At 63.2% G+C, this 18249-nt stretch carries 20 protein-coding genes and 1 pseudogene; 9 read left to right on the top strand and 12 right to left on the bottom strand.

The genetic code is table 11. The annotated features are described in order from the left end of the window. Nucleotides 1–2: 2 nt before the first annotated feature. The 5 genes from KVY02_RS02945 to KVY02_RS02925 form a co-directional block, all read right to left on the bottom strand. On the bottom strand, nucleotides 3–896 hold the full coding sequence (locus KVY02_RS02945) for an AEC family transporter (RefSeq protein WP_218314296.1): 894 nt from the start codon (nucleotides 894–896) through the stop codon (nucleotides 3–5). Between the two features lie 120 nt (nucleotides 897–1016). Continuing rightward, on the bottom strand, nucleotides 1017–3983 hold the full coding sequence (gene glnE, locus KVY02_RS02940; protein ID WP_218314294.1) for a bifunctional [glutamate--ammonia ligase]-adenylyl-L-tyrosine phosphorylase/[glutamate--ammonia-ligase] adenylyltransferase: 2967 nt from the start codon (nucleotides 3981–3983) through the stop codon (nucleotides 1017–1019). 110 nt (nucleotides 3984–4093) lie between these two features. Then, nucleotides 4094–4465 carry a diacylglycerol kinase gene (locus tag KVY02_RS02935; protein WP_016916107.1) on the bottom strand — a complete coding sequence of 124 codons (372 nt, stop codon included), beginning with the start codon at nucleotides 4463–4465 and terminating at the stop codon, nucleotides 4094–4096. Between the two features lie 25 nt (nucleotides 4466–4490). Next, complete coding sequence (gene dacB, locus KVY02_RS02930) at nucleotides 4491–5924, bottom strand: D-alanyl-D-alanine carboxypeptidase/D-alanyl-D-alanine endopeptidase (protein WP_256357601.1); 1434 nt, start codon at nucleotides 5922–5924, stop codon at nucleotides 4491–4493. Nucleotides 5925–6044: 120 nt separating this feature from the next. Next, complete coding sequence (locus KVY02_RS02925) at nucleotides 6045–6710, bottom strand: tRNA (guanine(46)-N(7))-methyltransferase TrmB (protein ID WP_081136372.1); 666 nt, start codon at nucleotides 6708–6710, stop codon at nucleotides 6045–6047. Nucleotides 6711–6928: 218 nt separating this feature from the next. Between KVY02_RS02925 and KVY02_RS02920 the strand changes: the two genes are divergently transcribed. The 7 genes from KVY02_RS02920 to KVY02_RS02890 all read left to right on the top strand — a co-directional run bounded on the left by KVY02_RS02920 (nucleotide 6929) and on the right by KVY02_RS02890 (nucleotide 14038). Next, nucleotides 6929–8812 carry a beta-ketoacyl synthase gene (locus tag KVY02_RS02920; protein WP_218315031.1) on the top strand — a complete coding sequence of 628 codons (1884 nt, stop codon included), beginning with the start codon at nucleotides 6929–6931 and terminating at the stop codon, nucleotides 8810–8812. After that, nucleotides 8809–9303, top strand: a complete 495-nt coding sequence (gene coaD, locus KVY02_RS02915) for a pantetheine-phosphate adenylyltransferase (protein WP_039182878.1) — start codon at nucleotides 8809–8811, stop codon at nucleotides 9301–9303. Before KVY02_RS02920 ends, coaD begins: the two co-directional genes overlap by 4 nt. A gap of 72 nt (nucleotides 9304–9375) precedes the next feature. Beyond that, nucleotides 9376–9624, top strand: a complete 249-nt coding sequence (locus KVY02_RS02910; RefSeq protein WP_016916102.1) for a YfhL family 4Fe-4S dicluster ferredoxin — start codon at nucleotides 9376–9378, stop codon at nucleotides 9622–9624. 3 nt (nucleotides 9625–9627) lie between these two features. Further along, on the top strand, nucleotides 9628–10932 hold the full coding sequence (locus KVY02_RS02905) for an MATE family efflux transporter (RefSeq protein ID WP_081192730.1): 1305 nt from the start codon (nucleotides 9628–9630) through the stop codon (nucleotides 10930–10932). A gap of 152 nt (nucleotides 10933–11084) precedes the next feature. Continuing rightward, the gene (locus KVY02_RS02900; RefSeq protein WP_096921492.1) at nucleotides 11085–12395 is read left to right on the top strand and encodes a short-chain fatty acid transporter; all 1311 of its coding nucleotides are present in this window, start codon (nucleotides 11085–11087) and stop codon (nucleotides 12393–12395) included. 86 nt (nucleotides 12396–12481) lie between these two features. Further along, the gene (locus KVY02_RS02895) at nucleotides 12482–13000 is read left to right on the top strand and encodes an acyl-CoA thioesterase (RefSeq protein WP_081192732.1); all 519 of its coding nucleotides are present in this window, start codon (nucleotides 12482–12484) and stop codon (nucleotides 12998–13000) included. Between the two features lie 33 nt (nucleotides 13001–13033). Then, entirely contained in the window at nucleotides 13034–14038 is a 1005-nt protein-coding gene (locus KVY02_RS02890; protein ID WP_218314290.1) for an ion transporter, read from the top strand. Here KVY02_RS02890 and KVY02_RS02885 read toward each other — a convergent pair. Beyond that, nucleotides 13992–14372 carry a hypothetical protein gene (locus KVY02_RS02885; protein WP_212636730.1) on the bottom strand — a complete coding sequence of 127 codons (381 nt, stop codon included), beginning with the start codon at nucleotides 14370–14372 and terminating at the stop codon, nucleotides 13992–13994. The two genes, KVY02_RS02890 and KVY02_RS02885, sit on opposite strands and share 47 nt — an antisense overlap. Between KVY02_RS02885 and KVY02_RS18495 the strand changes: the two are divergent. Then, nucleotides 14335–14415, top strand: a pseudogene (locus tag KVY02_RS18495) (LysE family translocator); the annotation flags it as partial. The gene KVY02_RS02885 and the pseudogene KVY02_RS18495 overlap by 38 nt on opposite strands. Here the strand turns inward: KVY02_RS18495 and KVY02_RS02880 are convergent. Then, a complete protein-coding gene (locus KVY02_RS02880; protein ID WP_218314288.1) occupies nucleotides 14412–14762 on the bottom strand; it encodes an I78 family peptidase inhibitor in 351 nt (116 codons plus the stop codon). The pseudogene KVY02_RS18495 and the gene KVY02_RS02880 overlap by 4 nt on opposite strands. A 94-nt stretch (nucleotides 14763–14856) precedes the next feature. Beyond that, nucleotides 14857–14988, bottom strand: a complete 132-nt coding sequence (locus tag KVY02_RS02875; protein WP_039182850.1) for an entericidin A/B family lipoprotein — start codon at nucleotides 14986–14988, stop codon at nucleotides 14857–14859. Between the two features lie 153 nt (nucleotides 14989–15141). On the opposite strand from KVY02_RS02875, the gene KVY02_RS02870 reads away from it, so the two are divergent. Continuing rightward, entirely contained in the window at nucleotides 15142–15561 is a 420-nt protein-coding gene (locus KVY02_RS02870) for an HIT domain-containing protein (protein WP_081192736.1), read from the top strand. 6 nt (nucleotides 15562–15567) lie between these two features. Here the strand turns inward: KVY02_RS02870 and KVY02_RS02865 are convergent, their stop codons facing one another. The 4 genes from KVY02_RS02865 to KVY02_RS02850 form a co-directional block, all read right to left on the bottom strand. After that, a complete protein-coding gene (locus KVY02_RS02865; RefSeq protein WP_081136379.1) occupies nucleotides 15568–16569 on the bottom strand; it encodes a nickel/cobalt transporter in 1002 nt (333 codons plus the stop codon). 62 nt (nucleotides 16570–16631) lie between these two features. Next, complete coding sequence (locus tag KVY02_RS02860) at nucleotides 16632–17273, bottom strand: DUF1007 family protein (RefSeq protein ID WP_081192740.1); 642 nt, start codon at nucleotides 17271–17273, stop codon at nucleotides 16632–16634. Nucleotides 17274–17302: 29 nt separating this feature from the next. Continuing rightward, a complete protein-coding gene (locus KVY02_RS02855; protein WP_081136383.1) occupies nucleotides 17303–17668 on the bottom strand; it encodes a hypothetical protein in 366 nt (121 codons plus the stop codon). Continuing rightward, on the bottom strand, nucleotides 17665–18225 hold the full coding sequence (locus KVY02_RS02850) for a hypothetical protein (protein WP_081136385.1): 561 nt from the start codon (nucleotides 18223–18225) through the stop codon (nucleotides 17665–17667). The genes KVY02_RS02855 and KVY02_RS02850 overlap by 4 nt, the downstream gene beginning before the upstream one ends. Between the last annotated feature and the right edge of the window lie 24 nt (nucleotides 18226–18249).

The raw sequence follows: 18249 nt of genomic DNA, 5'->3' as shown, positions 1-18249 counted from the left end.
CATTAGGGCGGTGCTTGTATCCAGGCAAAGGCCGCTGCCAGCGCCAGCGGCATGACCACCAGACTGCCCAGATTACCGATCAGTACCAGCGAAGCCACCTTGTGGGGTTCCAGCTTGTACTGTTCCGCGACCAGATAGTTGAGCACTGCCGGAGGCAGCACTGCAAATACCAGCAGCACGGCGGTCTGCAGCGGGTTCAAAGGCAGTAGCCACATCAAGGGCAAGGCGACCACCAGCCCCGACAGCGGGCACAGCACGGCACCCAGCAACCCTGTGCGCCAGTCGCTGAAATCGATCTCCAGCAGCCGTACCCCCAAGGCAAACAGCATCAGCGGGATACAGATACCTCCCAACATGTGCATGGCTTCCAACAGCCAACTGGGCAGTGCCACTCCCCCCACATTGACCAGCAGCCCTGCCACGCTGGCAGCCACGATGGGCATGCGCAGCATCCGCCACAGGGACGTGCGCGGGTCCAGCATGTAGAGCCCTACCGAAAAATGCAGCAGCATTTCGATGATGAACACCACCACGGCAGCGGGCAGCGCCTCGGGCCCAAAGGCAAGCACCAGTAGCGGCACTCCCATGTTGCCGGAGTTGTTGAACATCATGGGCGGCAGGAAGACCTTGATGTCCAGCGAGAGCCACTTGGCCACCGGCCACAGCACCAGGCCGGAACCCAGCACCACCACCGCTGCCGCCGTTGCCAGCCAGGCATAGTCGGCCAGCGGCGCCTGGCGGTCTGCCAGTACGGCAAATACCAGCAGCGGCACGAACAGCTCCATGTTCAGGGTATTCAGGCTGCCAATGTCGGGGCTGCGGTAGCGCCCGTAGGCAGCGCCGCAGCCAGCAATAAGGAATACCGGCAGCAGCGTGGCGAGAATGTGGCCAGTCATGAGCGGCCCTGCCGAACCGGCGAGCCCGCTGGGGTTGTGGCATGCATGTCCTGTCGTCCTTGTTGTTATCTTAACAGGCTATCTTTTTATCCCTGCGGCTGCCCATTAGCCCTTGGTGGATCATGCGCCCAGAAAACGCTGCCACAGGTCCGCCACCACGTGACGATGGCTCGCCAGCTCGCGGGCACTACCTTCTGCCTTTTCGCCGGTTAGCGCGGCCCGGTGCGTGCGGCTACGGTAAGCCAGGTAGGCCTCTTTCAACTGTTCGGCTTCGCCGGGGGTGATATGCCCGCTGTCGGCCAGGGTTTCCAGAATGCGGATATTGTCGCTGTAGGTCAGCAGCGCGGGCGTCTGGTGGGCAAAGGCCAGCACGGCATACTGGCAGAGGAATTCGATGTCCACCATGCCACCCGCATCGTGTTTCAAGTCGAAGGTGCCCTCGGTGCTCACGGTATTGGCCGCCCCCTTGCTGCCCAAATGGTCACGCATCTTGTGGCGCATGTTGACCACATCGCTGCGCAAGGTGTCCTGGGCACGTTCGACGCCCAGAATCGCACCTCGCAGCGTCTCGAAGCGAGCGGCCAGTGCGTCACTGCCCGCCACTACCCGGGCCCGCACCAGCGCCTGGTGCTCCCAGGTCCAGGCATTCTGACGCTGATAGTCGGCGAAAGCCTCCAGCGAGGTCACCAGCAGGCCAGCATTGCCCGAAGGCCTCAGCCGCATATCCACCTCGTAGAGGCTGCCCGCAGGCGTGATGGCCGTCAGCAGGTGAATGATGCGCTGCCCCAGGCGAGTAAAGAAGACCGGGGTGTCCAGCGAACGCGGACCATCGGTGGCGCCCTTGCCGTCGCTGTCGTGCAGGAACACCAGATCGAGATCCGAGCCGTAGCCCAGCTCGATGCCGCCCAGCTTGCCATAGCCAATGATCAGAAACGCCGGCTCACGGCTATTACAGCCAGGGGGCACGCCATGCTTGCGGGCCAAGTGCTTCCAAGCCATGGCCAGCACCGCTTCCAGAATCACTTCCGCAATGAAGGTCAGGTAATCGCTCACTTTCATCAGATGCCGCGTACCGACCACATCCGATGCCGCGACGTGCAGCATTTGGGCGTGCTTGAAGACCCGCAGTGCTTCCAGCTGCGCCTCTTCGTCATCCTCGGGCAGGCGATTGAGCGTCTGGCGTAGCTCGTCGGCAAGGCGCGCCTTGTCGGCAGGCGTGTAGAGCGTGTCCGGGGTGAGCAGCTCATCGAGCAGGATGGGGTATCTGGCCAGCTGCTCGGCAATCCAGGGGCTAGCGCAGCAGAGCCGCATCAGATGCTCCAGCGCATGGGGGTTTTCACGCAGCAGCGCCAGATAGGCCGTCCGACGCAGCACGGCCTCGATCAAGGGCTGCACCCGCGCCAAGGCGGTATCCGGCGCGTCACTGCTGGCCAATGCCTCCAGCAGGAGCGGCATCAGGGCGTCCAGCCGCTCGAAGCCAATGCGCTGCATGCTCTGCACTGCCCGTGAGTGGTAGAGGCTGACCAGCCGCTTGTGGGCTCGCTCAGGCTCATGGAACCCTGCCCCGGCCAGCAAGGCCTGCGCCTCGTCGGGCTCCAGCTCTTCGCGCCACAGCAAGCGCCACTGCGCCAGGGCGTTTTCGCTCTGCGGCTCGTCGGCTTCTTCTTCGGGGTCGGCAATCACGGCATCGAAGTGTCGACGCACCCGCTCACGCACGCGGTTCAACTGCTCCTGCAGGGATGACCAGCCGTCGTAGCCCAGCGCGAAGGCAACCCGCTCGCGATCATCGTCATCGGTAGGCAGTTGCTGGGTCTGGCGATCTTCCAGGGCTTGAATGGCATGTTCCAGATCACGCAAGAAGGCGTAATCCGGCAGCAGCTCGTCCACCACGGCAGTGGGCAACAAACCCAATTCAGGCAGACGATTGAGAGCCGTGTACAGCGATGTCACTTGCAGCTCGGTATCCCGCCCACCGCGAATCAATTGAAATGCCTGCACGATGAACTCGACTTCGCGAATGCCCCCGGGCCCCAGCTTGATATTGCTCTCCATGCCCTTGCGTTTGACTTCCCGATTGATCATCGCCTTGAGTTCGCGCAACGACTCGATGGCGCCGAAGTCCAGATAGCGGCGATAGACGAACGGGCGCAGGCTCGCCAGCAGCGTCTGCCCGGCGTCGATATCCCCTGCCACGGGGCGCGCCTTGAGCATGGCGTAGCGCTCCCACTCACGCCCCTGATCCTGATAGTAGCTGTCCAGCATCGAGAAGCTGCCCACCAGCGGCCCACCGTCGCCCAGCGGGCGCAGACGCATGTCCACGCGAAACACGAAACCGTCGGCCGTCATGGCATCCAGGGCAGCAATCAAGCGCTGGCCGAGCTTGGTAAAATACTCCTGATGCTCGAGGGGTTTGCGCCCTCCCTGGGTTTCGCCTTTTTCGGGAAAAGCAAAGATCAGATCGATATCGGAGGAGAGGTTCAGCTCGCCCGCGCCCAGCTTGCCCATGCCCAGCACTACCAGCCGCTGGGGTGAGCCATCACTTCGCACGTCAGGCAGCCCCCACCGGGAGGCGTAAAAGTTTTCCAGCCACCCCAGTGCCGCCTCGATGCACACTTCTGCCAGCCAGGCAACCGACTGCGCCGTCTGCCACATGGTGGCGCCTGCAGGCCGATTCAGGTCACGCCAGACGATGCCCAGCATACGGGCACGGCGAAAGCGGCGCAGGGTACGCTGCAGGCTCTCCTCCTCCTCGCAGTCTGCCAGGGCGTCGTGCAGCCACTGCACGAGCGTCGCCTTGTCGGGAGCGCGGTCCAGCTCCCCAGAAGCCTCCAGCTCGGCCAGCCAGTGGGGAAAGCGCGCCAGGGTTTCCAATGCGAACGTCGAGACCGTCACCACGCGGGCCAGCGCTTCACGACGCGCCTCTGGCAGGTCATGCCATGGCCCAGAGGGCAGTGCCTTGCCGGTCATCGAGGCCAGGTTGTCGGCCTGTGTCAGGGCATCCACGAGACGCTGCCGAGCTTCTGCGGCCGGGCCTGACAGTGCGTCAGGCAACGTGGTGGTGGAAAAGAGAGCCTGCGGTGTCTGCATATCTACCTCTGCGCCTAACGCACGTCGAAGTGACACGACTCAGTGCTGGTCGGTCATTACGGGTCTGTCATTGCTGGCCTTTCATTGCTTGTCTGGGCCATGGGAGCGGGTCAGCCCAGCCACTTCTCCCAGCCTAACAGGCCCCAGGTGAGCCCCGCCATGATGAGTGACAGCATGACCGCCGCCGAGCCAATATCCTTGGCACGGCCAGAGAGTTCGTGATGTTCGGTGCCAATACGGTCCACCACGTTCTCGATGGCGCTGTTCAGCAGCTCCACGATCAGTACCAGCAGCAGGCTGCCCACCAGCAGCAGCCAGCTGACCGGGCCCTCGCCGATCCACCAGGCAAACGGCAGCAGTACGGCGGCAATGGCCAACTCTTGACGGAAGGCGGCTTCGTTTCGAAACGCGGCCTTCAGGCCTTTCCATGAGTAGCGCGTGGAGTGAACCAGATGGGTTAACCCGGTGTGTTGTGGCTTCATGCCCGTTGTCTCGTCTGCACGTTGATTAATGAGCCAGGATCATGGCATCCAGATCCAGGGAGAGCGGGTCGAGCACTTCCGGCCAGCTCAGATAAGGAGTACTGCCGCTGCCGTTGACCAGTACGCTGAAGACTCCCCAGCGCCCTTGCGCCGTGCGGAAATAGCCCGCCACTGCGCGCACGGCAAAGGGTTGATTCAGCGTACCGGTCTTGAGCATGACGTTATTCTGGAACGTGGGCGAACCGCGGCGAATGAAGCGCATCACTCCGTTGGCAGGCGACTGAAACGATGCCACGAAGCTCGGAAACAGCGCGCTCTGACGATACATGTCTTCCAGCATCACGTTAGTACCATGGGCCGACGTGCGGTTGTCCGTGGTCAAGCCGCTACCGCTGGAAAGCGTGATCGGGCCGTGGCCAGACAGCCCCTGGGCATAGGCCTCGATGGCCTGCCCCGCCTGACGCAGCTGTGCCTGGGGCGTTTCCACCAGGTTCAGCGCCAGCACATCGGCCATGTAGTTGTTGGAATAGTTCATCGTCCGCAGCAGCAGCTCCTGCAACGGCTGACCGTCGACGGCCGCCAGACGACGCGCTTCGCTGGGCGGACGCGTCGAGCCCACTCGCCAAGGGTCACGTACCGTCACCCCCGCCTGATTCAGCATGGCCAGCAGAAGCTGTGCCGTTTGCTCAGCGGCATCGCCAGCCCCACGGTAGACATCCCGGGCCGCCGCGTTGGTGGAAATCTGCCCGGTCAGGCGCATGACGTCGCCACGCTCATCGGTGATTCGCTCGGCGCTGATTTCCGTGCCGCTATTGGCCGGGCGCGTGACGACCTGGTTGTCGATCACGATCAGCGGCGCGGCGCTGTCACACAAGCCCGTGCGCGCGGGCTGCCCAGCAGTGGTAGCGGGCGCCACGTTGACGCACCAGGTGCCAAAGTTGACCCCCGCCGAGGTCAGCGGCGCACTGTAAGCATTGGCGACCCGCGTGCGTGCGTTGCAGCGGTCGGTGGTGATGCACTCCACCGGGCCAAAGCGCCACTGGCTGACCACCAACGCACCGTCCACATGCTCGACGCCTGCCAGCTGCAGGCGCTGCACCAGCCGCCAGAGGTCTTCGCTGGTCAGCCCAGGGTCACCGCCGCCTTCGAACACCAGATCGCCACGGAGCACGCCATTCTCCACGGGCGCGGTGCTCACCAGCTGGCTGGTAAAGCGGTGCTGGGGGCCAAAGCGGTTGAGTAGCGCAGCCGCCATATAGGCTTTGGTCACCGACGCAGGCGACAGCTGACGCTCGGGGTTCAGGCTTCCCAACAGCAGCTCGCTGGGGCTCCCCCCCTCCAGCAGGCGCGCCTCGGCACTCACCGAAAACCCTTTGGCCTCCAGCTGGCTCAGCCGAGTGAAATCCGCCCACAGAGAGGTGCTGGCGCAGAGCGCGGCACTGGCAACGCCTGCCACCATACTGGCGCGCAGCCAGCGCGCAGGTAAATTAAAAAAACACGTCACGTTGGACTACCTCAATGCACAGTATCAATACAGATTCATCGTGGAAAACGCTGGCCATGCTCAGGAAGAAACTCGCTACGGCCGCTCTAAATCGATGGTCAAGCGCCATAGCGCCTGGCCACTTTGATCATACTTGGCTTCGAACGGCGTCAGATAGTCGCCGTTGGGCGTTACCTGGGCCACCGCCGCCTCACGCCCAGTGACCACCTGCACGGCTTGGGCAAACTCCTCCACGTAGAGGTCCCAGTTCGAGCGCAGCTCCAGCCGCCCACCCAGCGCCAACAGTGTGGGGAAAACCGGATGACCATGCCAGCGCATTTTCAAGTGGGCCGACTTGGGGTAAGGGTTGGGATAGAGCAGATAATGACGCGCAGGCGCCCACCGGGCTGCCTGCGCCAGGCGCCAGAAATCCACCAGGTCGGCACGCACCAGCAGCGCATTGCCCGGCAGCTCGCCGTGATCTCGCCCCAGCCGGTCTGCGCTGCGATCCACCCCGATCACACAGTGGTCGGGGAACCTCTGCGCCAAACGGCGGGTCGATAGCCCGACTCCGCATCCTGCATCGATGATCAACGGTGCAGCGTGCTGGCGCCGCCAGAGGTCCGCCTGTTCGAAAGCCAGGCGGGTATGCTCGGCAATGGGTTTGCGCAGCGGATGCGCCAGGGCACGCTCGACGCGCCGCACCACATCCTGGTGTGGTCCCGGTTGGTTGGAAGTCACCGATCGTGAGGTGTGCTGCATGACATCCTCTGCATGAAAAAAACGTGATTCTATCAGTCTCCCAGCTGCGCGGCATGACGCCGTTGCTCGCCCGGTGCTATGATCACGCCAGAGTCGCTATTAAGCTCACTATTAAGTTCAGGACAGGCGCTGTGAAACGGCCTCCTGGCGATAATTGTCATTAAACACCACCGCACCACGAGGAACCCGGCTTGTCACACTTACCGGTGATTGTCGGCATGGGCGGCATCAATCCCGCCGGCAGAACCTCGGGCCATCAGGCCTTCCGCCGCACCGTGCTTGATGCCTTACCCGCCGATCAGCAGCGCCAAACACTGGAAGGCTTGGCCGCGCTCATGCGTCTCGCCGAACACTCCGACCATGGATGGCAAGACAGCACAGGCCAGCCTATTGACTCGCCTGCCAGCCTGCTGCGTGAGCAGGTGCTCGACCACACCTTGATCCGCCGTAACGAGGATCCACGCTTCCAGGCACCGGGCCTGCCTGCCAACCGCCGTGCAGAGCTGGCGCTGGCCGAGCCCGTGCGCGTCACGCTGCGTCGCAAACAGCTGCCCGAGCAGCTGCCGGAAGGCTGGGAAGTACGCGAACTGGACGCCCGAGAAGTAGAAGTGACCCTGCCAGCGGGCATGCTGGAGGTCCTGCTACCCGATACTCAGGAACCCAAGGTGAAGGCCGCTGCCCAGCTGCCCTCAGGGTTCGACCCGGCCAGCCTGTACCGCAGCGTGCATCACCCGCGCGGGCTGGCCATGGCCATTTTCGGGGCCAGCGACTGCCTTGGCGCCAGTGGCCTTGACTGGGAGACCCTGCGCCAGCAGCTCAACCCTGACCATATCGCGGTCTATGCGGGCAACTCGATTGGCCAATTGGATGACGAAGGCTGGGGCGGGCTGCTGAAGAGTCTGGTCAGCGGGCAGCGCGCAACGTCCAAGCAGATGCCCCTGGGGTATGGGCAGATGCCGGCTGATTTCCTCAATGCCTATGTACTGGGCAGCGTGGGTGGCACCGGCGCGGCGCTGGGTGCCTGTGCCAGCTTCCTCTACAACCTGCGCCTGGGCATCGACGATATTCGCGCCGGACGCCGCCGAGTGGTCATGGTCGGTACCGCCGATGCGCCGATCACCCCCGAGATCATCGAAGGCTTTCGGGCCATGGGCGCGCTGGCAGACGACGCCAGCTTGAAAGCCCTGGACGCCCTGACCCTGCTCACCGATGCCGACTACCAGCGCGCATGCCGCCCGTTTGCCCGCAACTGCGGCTTCACCATGGCCGAAGCCAGCCAGTTCGTGCTGTTGATGGACGATGCGCTGGCTCTGGCGCTGGGGGCCGACATTCTGGGGGCCGTCCCCGATGTGTTCGTCAACGCCGACGGCTACAAGCGCTCCATTTCGGCGCCGGGGATCGGCAACTACATCACGCTGGGCAAGGCTGCGGCGCTGGTCAGGAACATGCTGGGAGAGACCGCGCTCAAGGAGCGTACCTATCTGCATGCCCATGGCACCAGTACGCCCAAGAACCGCACCACGGAATCCCATGTGTTCGATGAGATTGCCCGTGCGAACGGAATCGAGCAGTGGCCGGTGGTGGCCATCAAAGCGTTCATTGGCCACTCCCAGGGCTCTGCGGCGGGCGACCAGCTGGCCAGCGCCCTGGGCAGCTTCGCCCACGGCCTGCTGCCGAGCATTCCCACTCTGGATGCAGTGGCCGATGACGTCTATGCCGAGCGGCTGCGCTTTTTCACGACGCCCCAGGCGTTCAGCGCCGATGCCGCCTTCATCAACGCCAAAGGGTTTGGTGGCAATAACGCCACCGGCGTGGTGCTGTCCCCCCAGGTCACCGAGCAGCTGCTGCTCCAGCGCCATGGCAGCGCTGCCGTGGAGGCCTGGAAAGCCAAGCGGGAAACCGTGCGTGCCCAGGCCGCCGCGTATCTCAGCGAGGCGGACAAGGGCCACTACGCCCCGCGCTACCAGTTTGGCGAAGCCGTGCTGGAAGGCCCGGAGCTGGATATCCGGGCCGACCGCATTCATATCCCCGGCTACCACCAGGCAGTATCGCTGAACGTCGACAACCCGTTTGGCTCACTGAACGGCGAGGGGCAGTCATGAGCGCCCCTCGCCGCAATATCGCGGTCTACCCCGGTACCTTCGACCCCATCACCAATGGCCACTTCGATCTCATCGAGCGTGGAGCGCGCATGTTCGATCAGGTGGTCATCGCCGTGGCGGCCAGCCCTGGCAAACGCCCCGCGCTGGAGCTGCCGACCCGCATCGCGCTGGCTCAGCAGGTGTGCGCCTCGCTGGAGAACGTGTCGGTGATCGGCTTCTCGTCGCTACTCACCACCATGATGCACGAACAGGGTGCGACGATCATTCTGCGCGGCCTGCGCGCCGTCTCGGATTTCGAGTACGAGCTACAGCTGGCCAACATGAATCGCGCCCAGAACCCCGAGCTGGAAAGTGTCTTTCTGACGCCTGCGGTGGAAAACTCCTACATCTCTTCGACCATCGTGCGTGAAATCGCCAAGCTGGGAGGCGATATTTCAGCGCTGGTGCATCCGCAGGTCGCAGAGGCGCTGCGTAAGCACTACACTGGTTAACCATCGCTATTGTTGAGTAAAATACTCGGGTATACCACCGCCCGAGTGCTCCGCCATTCGTGAGGTATGCCCATGGCCCTGATGATTACTGACGAATGCATTAACTGCGACGTCTGTGAACCCGAATGCCCCAACGATGCCATTTCTCCCGGCGAGGAGATCTATGTCATCGATCCCAACCTGTGCACCGAGTGCGTCGGCCACTTCGACGAACCTCAGTGCCAGCAGGTGTGCCCGGTCGACTGTATTCCCCTGGACCCGGAGCGCCCCGAGACCCAGGCACAGCTGATGGAGAAGTACCGCATCATCACCGCAGCCTGACCCGTGCGTATCTGGGCGTTAGCCTGGCCCATTATTCTCTCCAACATCACCGTTCCGCTGCTGGGACTGGTGGATACCGCCGTGGTGGGCCACCTGCCCGACCCCCGCTATCTGGCAGGCGTCACGCTGGGGGCCACCCTGTTCAGCTTTCTCTATTGGGGATTCGGGTTCCTGCGCATGGGCACCACTGGCCTGGTGGCGCAAGCCATGGGGCGCGATGCGCCCAGCGATGTACGCAACCTGCTGGGCCAATCGCTGATCATCGCCGTTGGGATTGGCGTGCTGCTGATCCTGCTGGGCTCCCCGTTGATCTCGCTGGGGCTGTGGCTGCTGGACGGCAGCGCCGAGGCCACCCCGCTGGCCCGGGAATACGCTGAAATCCGACTCTGGTCGGCTCCTGCCGTGCTGGCCAACTATGCCATCCTGGGCTGGTTTCTGGGGCAGCAGAATTCCCGAGTGACGCTGATGATCCTGCTACTGACCAACGGTGTGAACATCCTTCTGGATGTTTGGTTCGTGGTGGGGCTGGGCATGACCAGCAACGGCGTTGCGCTGGCCAGCGTACTGGCCGACTACAGCGCGCTGGCGTTTGGCGGTTATCTGGTGATGCGCCAACTGGGGCTTCTCGAGGGCCACTTTCAGCGCCAGCGGCTGCTGGCATGGAGCGCCTATGCGGCGCTGTTCAATGTCAACGCCAACCTGTTCGTGCGCACCCTGGGGCTGCTGTTCGCCATGGCATTCTTCACCGCCCAGGGGGCTCGCCAGGGGGATACCGTGCTGGCCGCCAACGCCGTGCTGCTGCAGTTCATCATGCTGACCAGCTACGCCCTGGATGGCTTTGCCCACGCCGCAGAATCGCTGGTGGGCAGAGCCTACGGGCGCCGTGATTGGTCAGCGTTCGCCGCCACCGTCCGGGCCGCGGCACGCTTCTCCTTCTGGACCGCCGGGGCCGCCGCCCTGCTGTTTGCCCTGTTCGGCAACCAGCTAATTGCCCTGCTCACCGGGCTGGAAGAAGTGCGCGCGGTGGCCGCCGTCTATCTACCCTGGATGGTGCTGATGCCGTTGATCGCCGTGTGGAGCTACCTGCTGGACGGCGTTTTCATTGGTACCACCGCCGTCAGCCAAATGCGTAACAGCATCTTTGCCGGGCTGGCCGTCTACCTGCCCTGCTGGTGGTGGTTACAGGACGCTGGCAATCATGGCCTGTGGCTGGCACTCACCCTGTTCACCGTGACACGTTCGCTGGTGCTGATCCTCTATTACCGCCACTACCGGCGCACCCGGTGGTGCGACCATCCAGCTCGCTAAGCTAGCGTTGAAGCCCACAACGGGCGGCTTTGGCCAATTACGCTAACGTGAGCTTGAGGGGGCCGCTCCATGAGTCGTCGAGGGGTGAAAATTATGCCGCACCGCCGTATATTAGCCGCGCACTTCCTAATAACGAATAAAGAGAGCACTGCATGCTAAAACTCATCTCGAAACCGGCGGTCAAGCTGGTCGAACGCTATTTACCCGACCCGTATATATTTGTGCTGCTGCTGACCCTGGTAGCGGCGGTAGCGGCCATCGCCGTCGAGCGACAAACGCCCCTGGCCGTACTGCGCATGTGGGGAGATGGCTTCTGGGGACTGCTGACCTTCTCCATGCAGATGCTGCTGGTGCTGGTCACCGGCTTCATGCTGGCCAGCTCGCCGCCGGTCAAGCGCATCCTGCAGAAAATTGCCGGTACCGCCAAAACGCCGGGCGGGGCCATCATTCTGGTCACCCTGGTATCGCTGGCCGCCAGCTGGATCAACTGGGGCTTCGGCCTGGTCGTCGGTGCCCTGTTCGCCAAGGAGCTGGCCCGCCTGATCAAGGTGGACTATCGCCTGCTGGTGGCCAGCGCCTACTCCGGCTTCGTGGTCTGGCACGGCGGGCTCGCAGGCTCGGTGCCGCTCACCATCGCCACCGAGGGGCATTTCTCCGCCGATCAGATCGGCGTCATCAGTACCAGCTCGACGATTTTTGCCTTCTTCAACCTGGCCATCGTGGTGTGTCTGTTCATTGCCGTACCGCTGGTCAATCGCCTGATGCTGCCGGATGAGAAGGACAGCGTCTATGTAGACCCCAGGCTGCTGGATGACGAGCCCGAGCCCGTTGGTCGCATTACCCGCCCCGCCGAAAAGCTCGAAAACAGCATGCCGCTGGCCCTGCTGGTGGGTGTACCTGGCCTGCTGTTCTTGCTGGACCACTTCCTGCTGCGCGGCGGCAGCTTGAACCTGAACGTGGTGAATTTCATGTTCCTGTTCCTGGCGATCGTGCTGCACCGCACGCCGCGCAACCTGCTTACCAGCCTGAACGAAGCCATCAAGGGCGGCGCGGGCATCGTCATCCAGTTCCCTTTCTATGCGGGGATCATGGCCATCATGGTGCAGTCGGGCCTGGCGCAGAGCATGTCGGAGTGGCTGGTGTCGTTTGCCACGGCTAACTCGCTGCCGTTCTGGTCGTTCATCAGCGCCGGTATCGTCAACCTGTTCGTGCCCTCCGGCGGCGGCCAGTGGGCCGTTCAAGCACCGGTCATGCTACCGGCGGCCGAAGCACTCGGAGCGGATATCGCTCGGGTCGCCATGGCGGTTGCCTGGGGCGACGCCTGGACCAACCTGCTGCAACCCTTCTGGGCGCTGCCGGTACTGGCCATTGCCGGGCTCAAGGCCAAGGACATCATGGGCTTCTGTCTGATCCAGCTGTTCATTACCGGCGCGATCATCTCGATAGGGCTGGTCTGGTTCTAAGCCACCCGCTACGCTGTTGACCACCCGCCCCACTCGGCCAGCGCGCCAGGGGGCGGGTATTTTTTGGCTTTCACAAGGTGATCTCCATGACCGACACGACGCTTGAACACAGCCCACTGCCTGGCCAGCACGAACTGTCCATGACGGTCCTGATGACCCCCGACATGGCCAATTTCAGTGGCAAGGTGCACGGCGGTGCTATCCTGAAGAAGCTGGATGAGGTGGCTTACGCCTGTGCCAGCCGCTACTCGGGCCACTACGTGGTGACGCTCTCGGTGGATCAGGTCCTGTTCAAGCAGCCCATCCATGTGGGTGAGCTGGTCACCTTTTTGGCCAGCGTCAATCACGTTGGCCGCTCCTCCATGGAGATCGGCATCAAAGTGGTGGCGGAAGACATTCGCGCCAAGCTGATACGCCACACCAACAGCTGCTACCTGACCATGGTGGCCGTGGACGAGCAGGGCAAACCGGCTCGCGTGCCGCCGCTGGCACTGGAGACGCCGCTACAGAAGCTGCGCTTCGAAAAAGCCGCCCTGCGCAAGAAGCTGCGCAAACAGGCCGAACAGGAAGAGGAGCGGGCCCAACAGTATCACCGGCAGCGCTAGTCGCTGCCCTATTCGTCATGACAAGGAGTCACCATGCCCATCAGGCGGCGCTACCCCCATCTGCCCAAGGGGGTCGAATACGCACATATCGGCTGGGATTTGCTGATCCTGACGGCAGTGGCCGTGAATTTGAGCCTGCTGCTGTTCGACTCGCTGTTTCTGATCGAGCCGCTCAATCAAGCCTTCTCCGCCATGGCCCCGAGCGCCCATGCGGCCTACGACACGGCGATCCATAGCCGCTTCACCACCATCGACCTGATGTTTGTCGGCCTGTTCGTGGCCGATGTCCTGCTGGGTTGGACGGTGGCCATCGCCGAACGGCGCTATCACCGCTGGTTTTTCTACCCGTTCGTCCACTGGTACGACGTACTGGGCTGTATTCCGGTGGGCGGCTTCCGGCTGCTGCGCATCCTGCGCGTGGTGTCGCTGCTGCACCGCTTGCATCGGCTTGGCCTCATCACGGTCACCCAGTGGCCGCTTTACCGCTTCTTTGCCAAGTATTACGACATTCTGCTGGAAGAGCTCTCGGACCGTATCGCTCTGCGCCTGCTGGGCAACGTTCAACAGCAGATCACGGCCAGCGACTCCCTCTCGGAGCGGGTCATCGAGCGGGTCATCATGCCGCGCAAACGCCAGCTGATCCATGAGATCACCCAGCGCCTGGAAGCCACCGCAGGGCAGGCCTATCAGCAGAACCGCAGCGCCATCCAGACCGCCATCAGCGAGCTGGTCAGCCGTACGCTGCGAGAAAGCCCGGAGATCCGTCGCCTGCAGCGCCTGCCCATGGGCCACGCGGCTTCCAGCGCTCTGGAAGCGTCGCTGAGCGGCGTGGCCCAGCGGCTGGTGGACGAGATTGCCCAGCAGCTGCACTCCCCAGCCTTTCGCCAGATGCTGGAGCAGACTGCCGATAGCAGCTTCGATAGCTGGCTGCAGGTCGACCAGGGTAGCCAGCAGGTAACCGAGCAGGTGCTGCTGGATATTCTGGAGATGCTCAAGGAGCAGGTAGCGCGACAGCGCTGGAAAGATCGCTACGAGTGAGGCGGCTGGCCACGGGCCCTGGCATCAAACGGTGGTGGTGGCCCCCTTGGGTCACCAGCAGCTCGTCGGCCGCCAGGGCCATGCCAAGCCGGCCCAGCCAGCGTGCCAGCAGCTGGCGATGGTGCTCGCTCCCTTGCGCGCCGGAGTAGGTAATTCCGCGTGTCAGTACCTCTGGGTCGCCGCTCAGGGCATGCAGCGCCGTACTCAGCGCCTGGGCTCTCAATGGATGAGGCGGCGGCAGGCTCAAGCTGAGGTCGGTCAGGCCGCTCTCCCGCTCATGGAGCGTATCGAAGACGAAGAGCGACCGGGCATGGCGGGCCTTCAACATCACCATGGGCGTGCTCACCGCTGCCTGCGTGTGGCTGATACTGCGTTAGCCGCAGCGCACGGCCTCGATCAGCTCGTCACTGCCCAGCACAATGTTCAAACGATCTTCCCGGTAATCCATGGTCGCGGCGCTGTCAGGCCGCAATACCCGTACATGACGGGAACCGCTCTCGTCGCGCAGCGCTTCGACAAGGGCTTCGTCGAAAGGCGAGCCAATGGCATGGGCCACGGCATCGGCATCACAGACCGCCTCGGCATCCACCGGCGTGCTGCCAACTACGGGAGGCTCGGGGGCTGGCTCACTGGGGGCCTGGGACGTACAAGCGGCCAGCAGCAAGGCAGCCAGCAGCGCCGCTAAGGCACGGGTAGGTCGGAAGGTGGAAAGGGGAAGTGGCATGCGTGTTCCTCAAGAAAAGCGCTTAATGGTCGTCCTCTAAAAGCAAGGGTCAGGCATGACTGCCTGACCCTTGCTTGCTCAAAGCCCGCCTTGATCAGCTAGCGGCATCCTGAACGGCACGACCACCTTCCTGAACATCCTGGCCTGCGCCTGCCACGGTATTACAGCCCGCCAGCGCACCGGCAGTGATCAGCAGGATAAAACTTGTCGCCAGTAATTTTTTCATCATGTTCTCCTTAACAAGTGATGTCGCCTTCGAGCCTCCCTTCGTCGAGAACGAAGCGGCTCCCGTCTTAACGTAACAGATTTTCGGTATTTCGCCTGCTATGCTGCAGCCTTGAACCTACGCTTGCCATCAAGCCCCACCTGGAGACGTCACTTGGCCGACCTGATTCTCGACCCTCGCCTGGAAGCAGACACTTTCCCACTGGCCGACCTGCCCCTGTGTCGTGTGCTGCTTATGAACGATGCCCGTTACCCTTGGGTGGTGCTGGTGCCCCGCGTCAACGATGTCAGCGAAGTCTTCGAGCTAAGCGACACAGACCAGGCACAGCTGTGGCGAGAAGCTTCGGCCCTGGGAGCGGTCATGAAAGAGGCTTATCACGGCGACAAACTCAATATCGCCACACTGGGCAATGTGGTGAGCCAACTGCACCTTCACGTAGTGATCCGCTACCGCGACGATGCCAGCTGGCCAGCCCCGGTATGGGGCAACGGCACGCCTGAGCCGTATGAGCTTGCGGACCAGGGCAAGCAGCGTGAACAGCTACTCGCCCTGATCAATGGCTTGAGCGTTTAGGCTGCCTCAGCCGCCGGGCAGTACACTGCGACTCGGCGGCTCGCTCAGCAGCGGGCCGCTGGCAGGCTGCGCTGCTCCCGCCAACGACAAGGAGACGCCCAGCGCCACGATCAGCGCGCCCCCCGTGAGGGCGACCCACCCCGCGACTTTCTCCACCACTTGCTGGCTCTGCTGTCGTTGCAGCCGCCGAGTCGCCCAGCCCCGCGCCACGATACTGGCCATGGCCAGCGCCGAAACGGTGATGCCGGTACCTAGCGACATGACCAGCACCGAGGCCACCCCCACATGGAACTGCCCCAGCAGGCTGGCTGCCCCCAGCATCAACACGGCCCCGGTACAGGGGCGCATGCCAATGGCCCCCACCGTCATCAACGCAGTACGCCACTCCAGCGCCTGCTGTGGCTCGATATGGTGGGCTCCGCCGCAGCAGTGGGCATGATCGTGGCTGTGGCTGTGGCTGTGCTCATGATGGTGGGGCTCGGCCTCCGGCGCCTGCGCGCGATGGGCGTGGCGCAGTTGCCTGATGGCACGCCAGCATAGCCAGACGCCCAGCAGCGCCACCAGCAGAAAGCTCGCTTGTTCCACCCAGACCACGCTCCCCATGGCCTGCCGAGTGAGCCACCCCAGCCCGTGCACCAGCACCACGACCATGACGATGGCCGTCACACCCTGCAGCAAGGAAGCCGCAAACGACAGCCCCAGTGCACGCCGGGTCGCTCCCCCATGGGAAGCCAGGTAAGTGGCCAGCACCGCCTTGCCATGACCAGGCCCCGCAGCATGAAACACGCCATAGGCGAAGCTGACTCCCAGCAGCGTCATCCACGCACCCGTAGACGGCGTGCGGGAGAGTTCCGTGATGGCCAGCGTCAGGCTGCGATGCAAGTCGCGCTGCCAGCCCAACAGCTGGTAGCTGACGCCCTGCAGATTGCTTTGCACGACCCAGACCAACAGGATGGCACACAGAATACCGCCTGCTGCCCAGGCCAACTGTTGTCGTGTTACCGGCATCCTCCCTCCACAGCTAAAAAGTTATAAAGTAATATTTTATACACGATAGCAGGTCGTCTGCGCTAGCGGCAATCCACCCTGCCGGTCTCGGCAAAGTGGCGGCCCAGGCCCGGCTCACCCTCTTCGTCCACGTCCAGCAGGGCTGCCTGCAGCACCAGTTCGGGGTCTGGATCGGCCGCGATGATGCTCAGCTCGCAGGCGGGCTCGCCATTCAACACCAGCGCCCCCTTGCTGGGGCCATCGTTATCGGCCTCATGCACCACTTCGATGTAATAGGTAGGGTCAAAGACCTGGTACTCCAGCACGTTGCCTTGCAACGGCTGAGGGCTCTCCAGGGGCAGTATGAACATGAAGGTCAAACGGCCATCCCGCTCCATGGCGGTATACTCCGTCACCTCGCCAAAGGCCAGCCGCTCGCGGTTGATACGCAGCTCGGTAAAGTAGTGCTGGGGCACCAGATTGTCGCGGATATCGCTGCCCAGCTGGTCCAGGCCCTCTTCCAGCGACGCGCCGGGCACCTGCTGCAGCTCCTCGAACACCACCAGGCTGTAAAACGGATCCATGCGCCAGGTTTGATGCACGCCAGTGGCCTCACCCGCCTCGTTGGTGATCACGCGTATGCTGAGATCGATCCAGCTATGGGGGTGCGCCCATACGTTACCACTGGCCAGCCCAAGGCCCATGCCCAAGGCTACCCCTTTCATCCACCTCCAGCGGTTGGCTGTTTTCCACGTCACGGTAACTCTCCTAATCTGCTTTGTAACTCCACCAGCCACGGGTCCAGCACATAGGGGGGAATCGGCTGACTGCCGCTGAGCGCAGATACCCGCACCCGCGTGCCGCCGCCCGATTCGCTCACTTGAAGCTGCAACCGGTAGCCGGGCCAGCGGGCCAGCACCGCTTCCGCCCGCCCCAGGGACATATCGGCATGGCGCACCACATACCCCTGTTCGATCATCATCGCGACGGCCTCACGGAACGTCTGCTCGGTATCGGCACGGTAGTGCAAATCGCGGCTTTCCAGCGGCTGCGTCGTTGCACATCCGGCCAGCCACAGCAGTGTGACCAGCGCGGCTCCCCACTTGATGAAACGGCTCATAAGCCCCCCTGCCCCTGGGCCTGTTGAAAGGCTGTTTGAAAGCGTCCGCAAAAGTCATCGTTACTGGCGCTGTAGGCCTCGCGCTGCTCACCGAAGTGATCGAAACGGCGAATGTCCCGAGACAGGCGTAGCTGCGCGTCACTGACCAGCACCGATACACGCTCCACTTCCGTGGGCGTTTGCCCGGCGCCCGCACCAAAACGCCCGCCGACTCCCAGGCCGATGCTGGAGCCGCGTCCCACGCCCATCCCGCCAAACAGCCGGAAGCCGCTGCCGTAGGGGGAGTAATAATCATAACGGTCATAATATCCCACCAGCTCGCGCTCGCGGGAGGCGCTGACCAGGCCAAGCCGAGTGTCGGTGGCGTCCAGGCTAAAGCCCCACGCTTCCAGCACATCGACAGCACGAGTGACCGCCGCCAGGGAGTCGGCTGCCTGATGGACCGGGAATGCACAGGCCGCAGCAGGCCCAGGCTCGGCCTGGGGCAAGCGGTCTGGCACTGTCTGGCAGCCGGCCAAGGCCAGCAGGCAGGTCATGCTGATCGGGATAACCTTCATGTGAATTCCTCTTGCCCTTTGTGC

Origin of the sequence: Halomonas sp. 18071143 (assembly GCF_019211725.1) — a bacterium.
Lineage (GTDB): Bacteria > Pseudomonadota > Gammaproteobacteria > Pseudomonadales > Halomonadaceae > Vreelandella > Vreelandella stevensii.
Note: the sequence above shows the minus strand (reverse complement) of the source record. Positions and strands in the feature narration are given on the sequence as shown.

Excerpts from the sequence above, each read along its gene's own strand:
- KVY02_RS02945 (WP_218314296.1), bottom strand. The coding sequence starts at position 896 with ATGACTGGCCACATTCTCGCCACGCTGCTGCCGGTATTCCTTATTGCT.
- glnE (WP_218314294.1), bottom strand. The coding sequence starts at position 3,983 with ATGCAGACACCGCAGGCTCTCTTTTCCACCACCACGTTGCCTGACGCA.
- KVY02_RS02935 (WP_016916107.1), bottom strand. The coding sequence starts at position 4,465 with ATGAAGCCACAACACACCGGGTTAACCCATCTGGTTCACTCCACGCGC.
- dacB (WP_256357601.1), bottom strand. The coding sequence starts at position 5,924 with ATGGTGGCAGGCGTTGCCAGTGCCGCGCTCTGCGCCAGCACCTCTCTG.
- KVY02_RS02925 (WP_081136372.1), bottom strand. The coding sequence starts at position 6,710 with ATGCAGCACACCTCACGATCGGTGACTTCCAACCAACCGGGACCACAC.
- KVY02_RS02920 (WP_218315031.1), top strand. The coding sequence starts at position 6,929 with ATGGGCGGCATCAATCCCGCCGGCAGAACCTCGGGCCATCAGGCCTTC.
- coaD (WP_039182878.1), top strand. The coding sequence starts at position 8,809 with ATGAGCGCCCCTCGCCGCAATATCGCGGTCTACCCCGGTACCTTCGAC.
- KVY02_RS02910 (WP_016916102.1), top strand. The coding sequence starts at position 9,376 with ATGGCCCTGATGATTACTGACGAATGCATTAACTGCGACGTCTGTGAA.
- KVY02_RS02900 (WP_096921492.1), top strand. The coding sequence starts at position 11,085 with ATGCTAAAACTCATCTCGAAACCGGCGGTCAAGCTGGTCGAACGCTAT.
- KVY02_RS02895 (WP_081192732.1), top strand. The coding sequence starts at position 12,482 with ATGACCGACACGACGCTTGAACACAGCCCACTGCCTGGCCAGCACGAA.
- KVY02_RS02890 (WP_218314290.1), top strand. The coding sequence starts at position 13,034 with ATGCCCATCAGGCGGCGCTACCCCCATCTGCCCAAGGGGGTCGAATAC.
- KVY02_RS02885 (WP_212636730.1), bottom strand. The coding sequence starts at position 14,372 with ATGGTGATGTTGAAGGCCCGCCATGCCCGGTCGCTCTTCGTCTTCGAT.
- KVY02_RS02880 (WP_218314288.1), bottom strand. The coding sequence starts at position 14,762 with ATGCCACTTCCCCTTTCCACCTTCCGACCTACCCGTGCCTTAGCGGCG.
- KVY02_RS02875 (WP_039182850.1), bottom strand. The coding sequence starts at position 14,988 with ATGAAAAAATTACTGGCGACAAGTTTTATCCTGCTGATCACTGCCGGT.
- KVY02_RS02865 (WP_081136379.1), bottom strand. The coding sequence starts at position 16,569 with ATGCCGGTAACACGACAACAGTTGGCCTGGGCAGCAGGCGGTATTCTG.
- KVY02_RS02860 (WP_081192740.1), bottom strand. The coding sequence starts at position 17,273 with ATGAAAGGGGTAGCCTTGGGCATGGGCCTTGGGCTGGCCAGTGGTAAC.
- KVY02_RS02855 (WP_081136383.1), bottom strand. The coding sequence starts at position 17,668 with ATGAGCCGTTTCATCAAGTGGGGAGCCGCGCTGGTCACACTGCTGTGG.
- KVY02_RS02850 (WP_081136385.1), bottom strand. The coding sequence starts at position 18,225 with ATGAAGGTTATCCCGATCAGCATGACCTGCCTGCTGGCCTTGGCCGGC.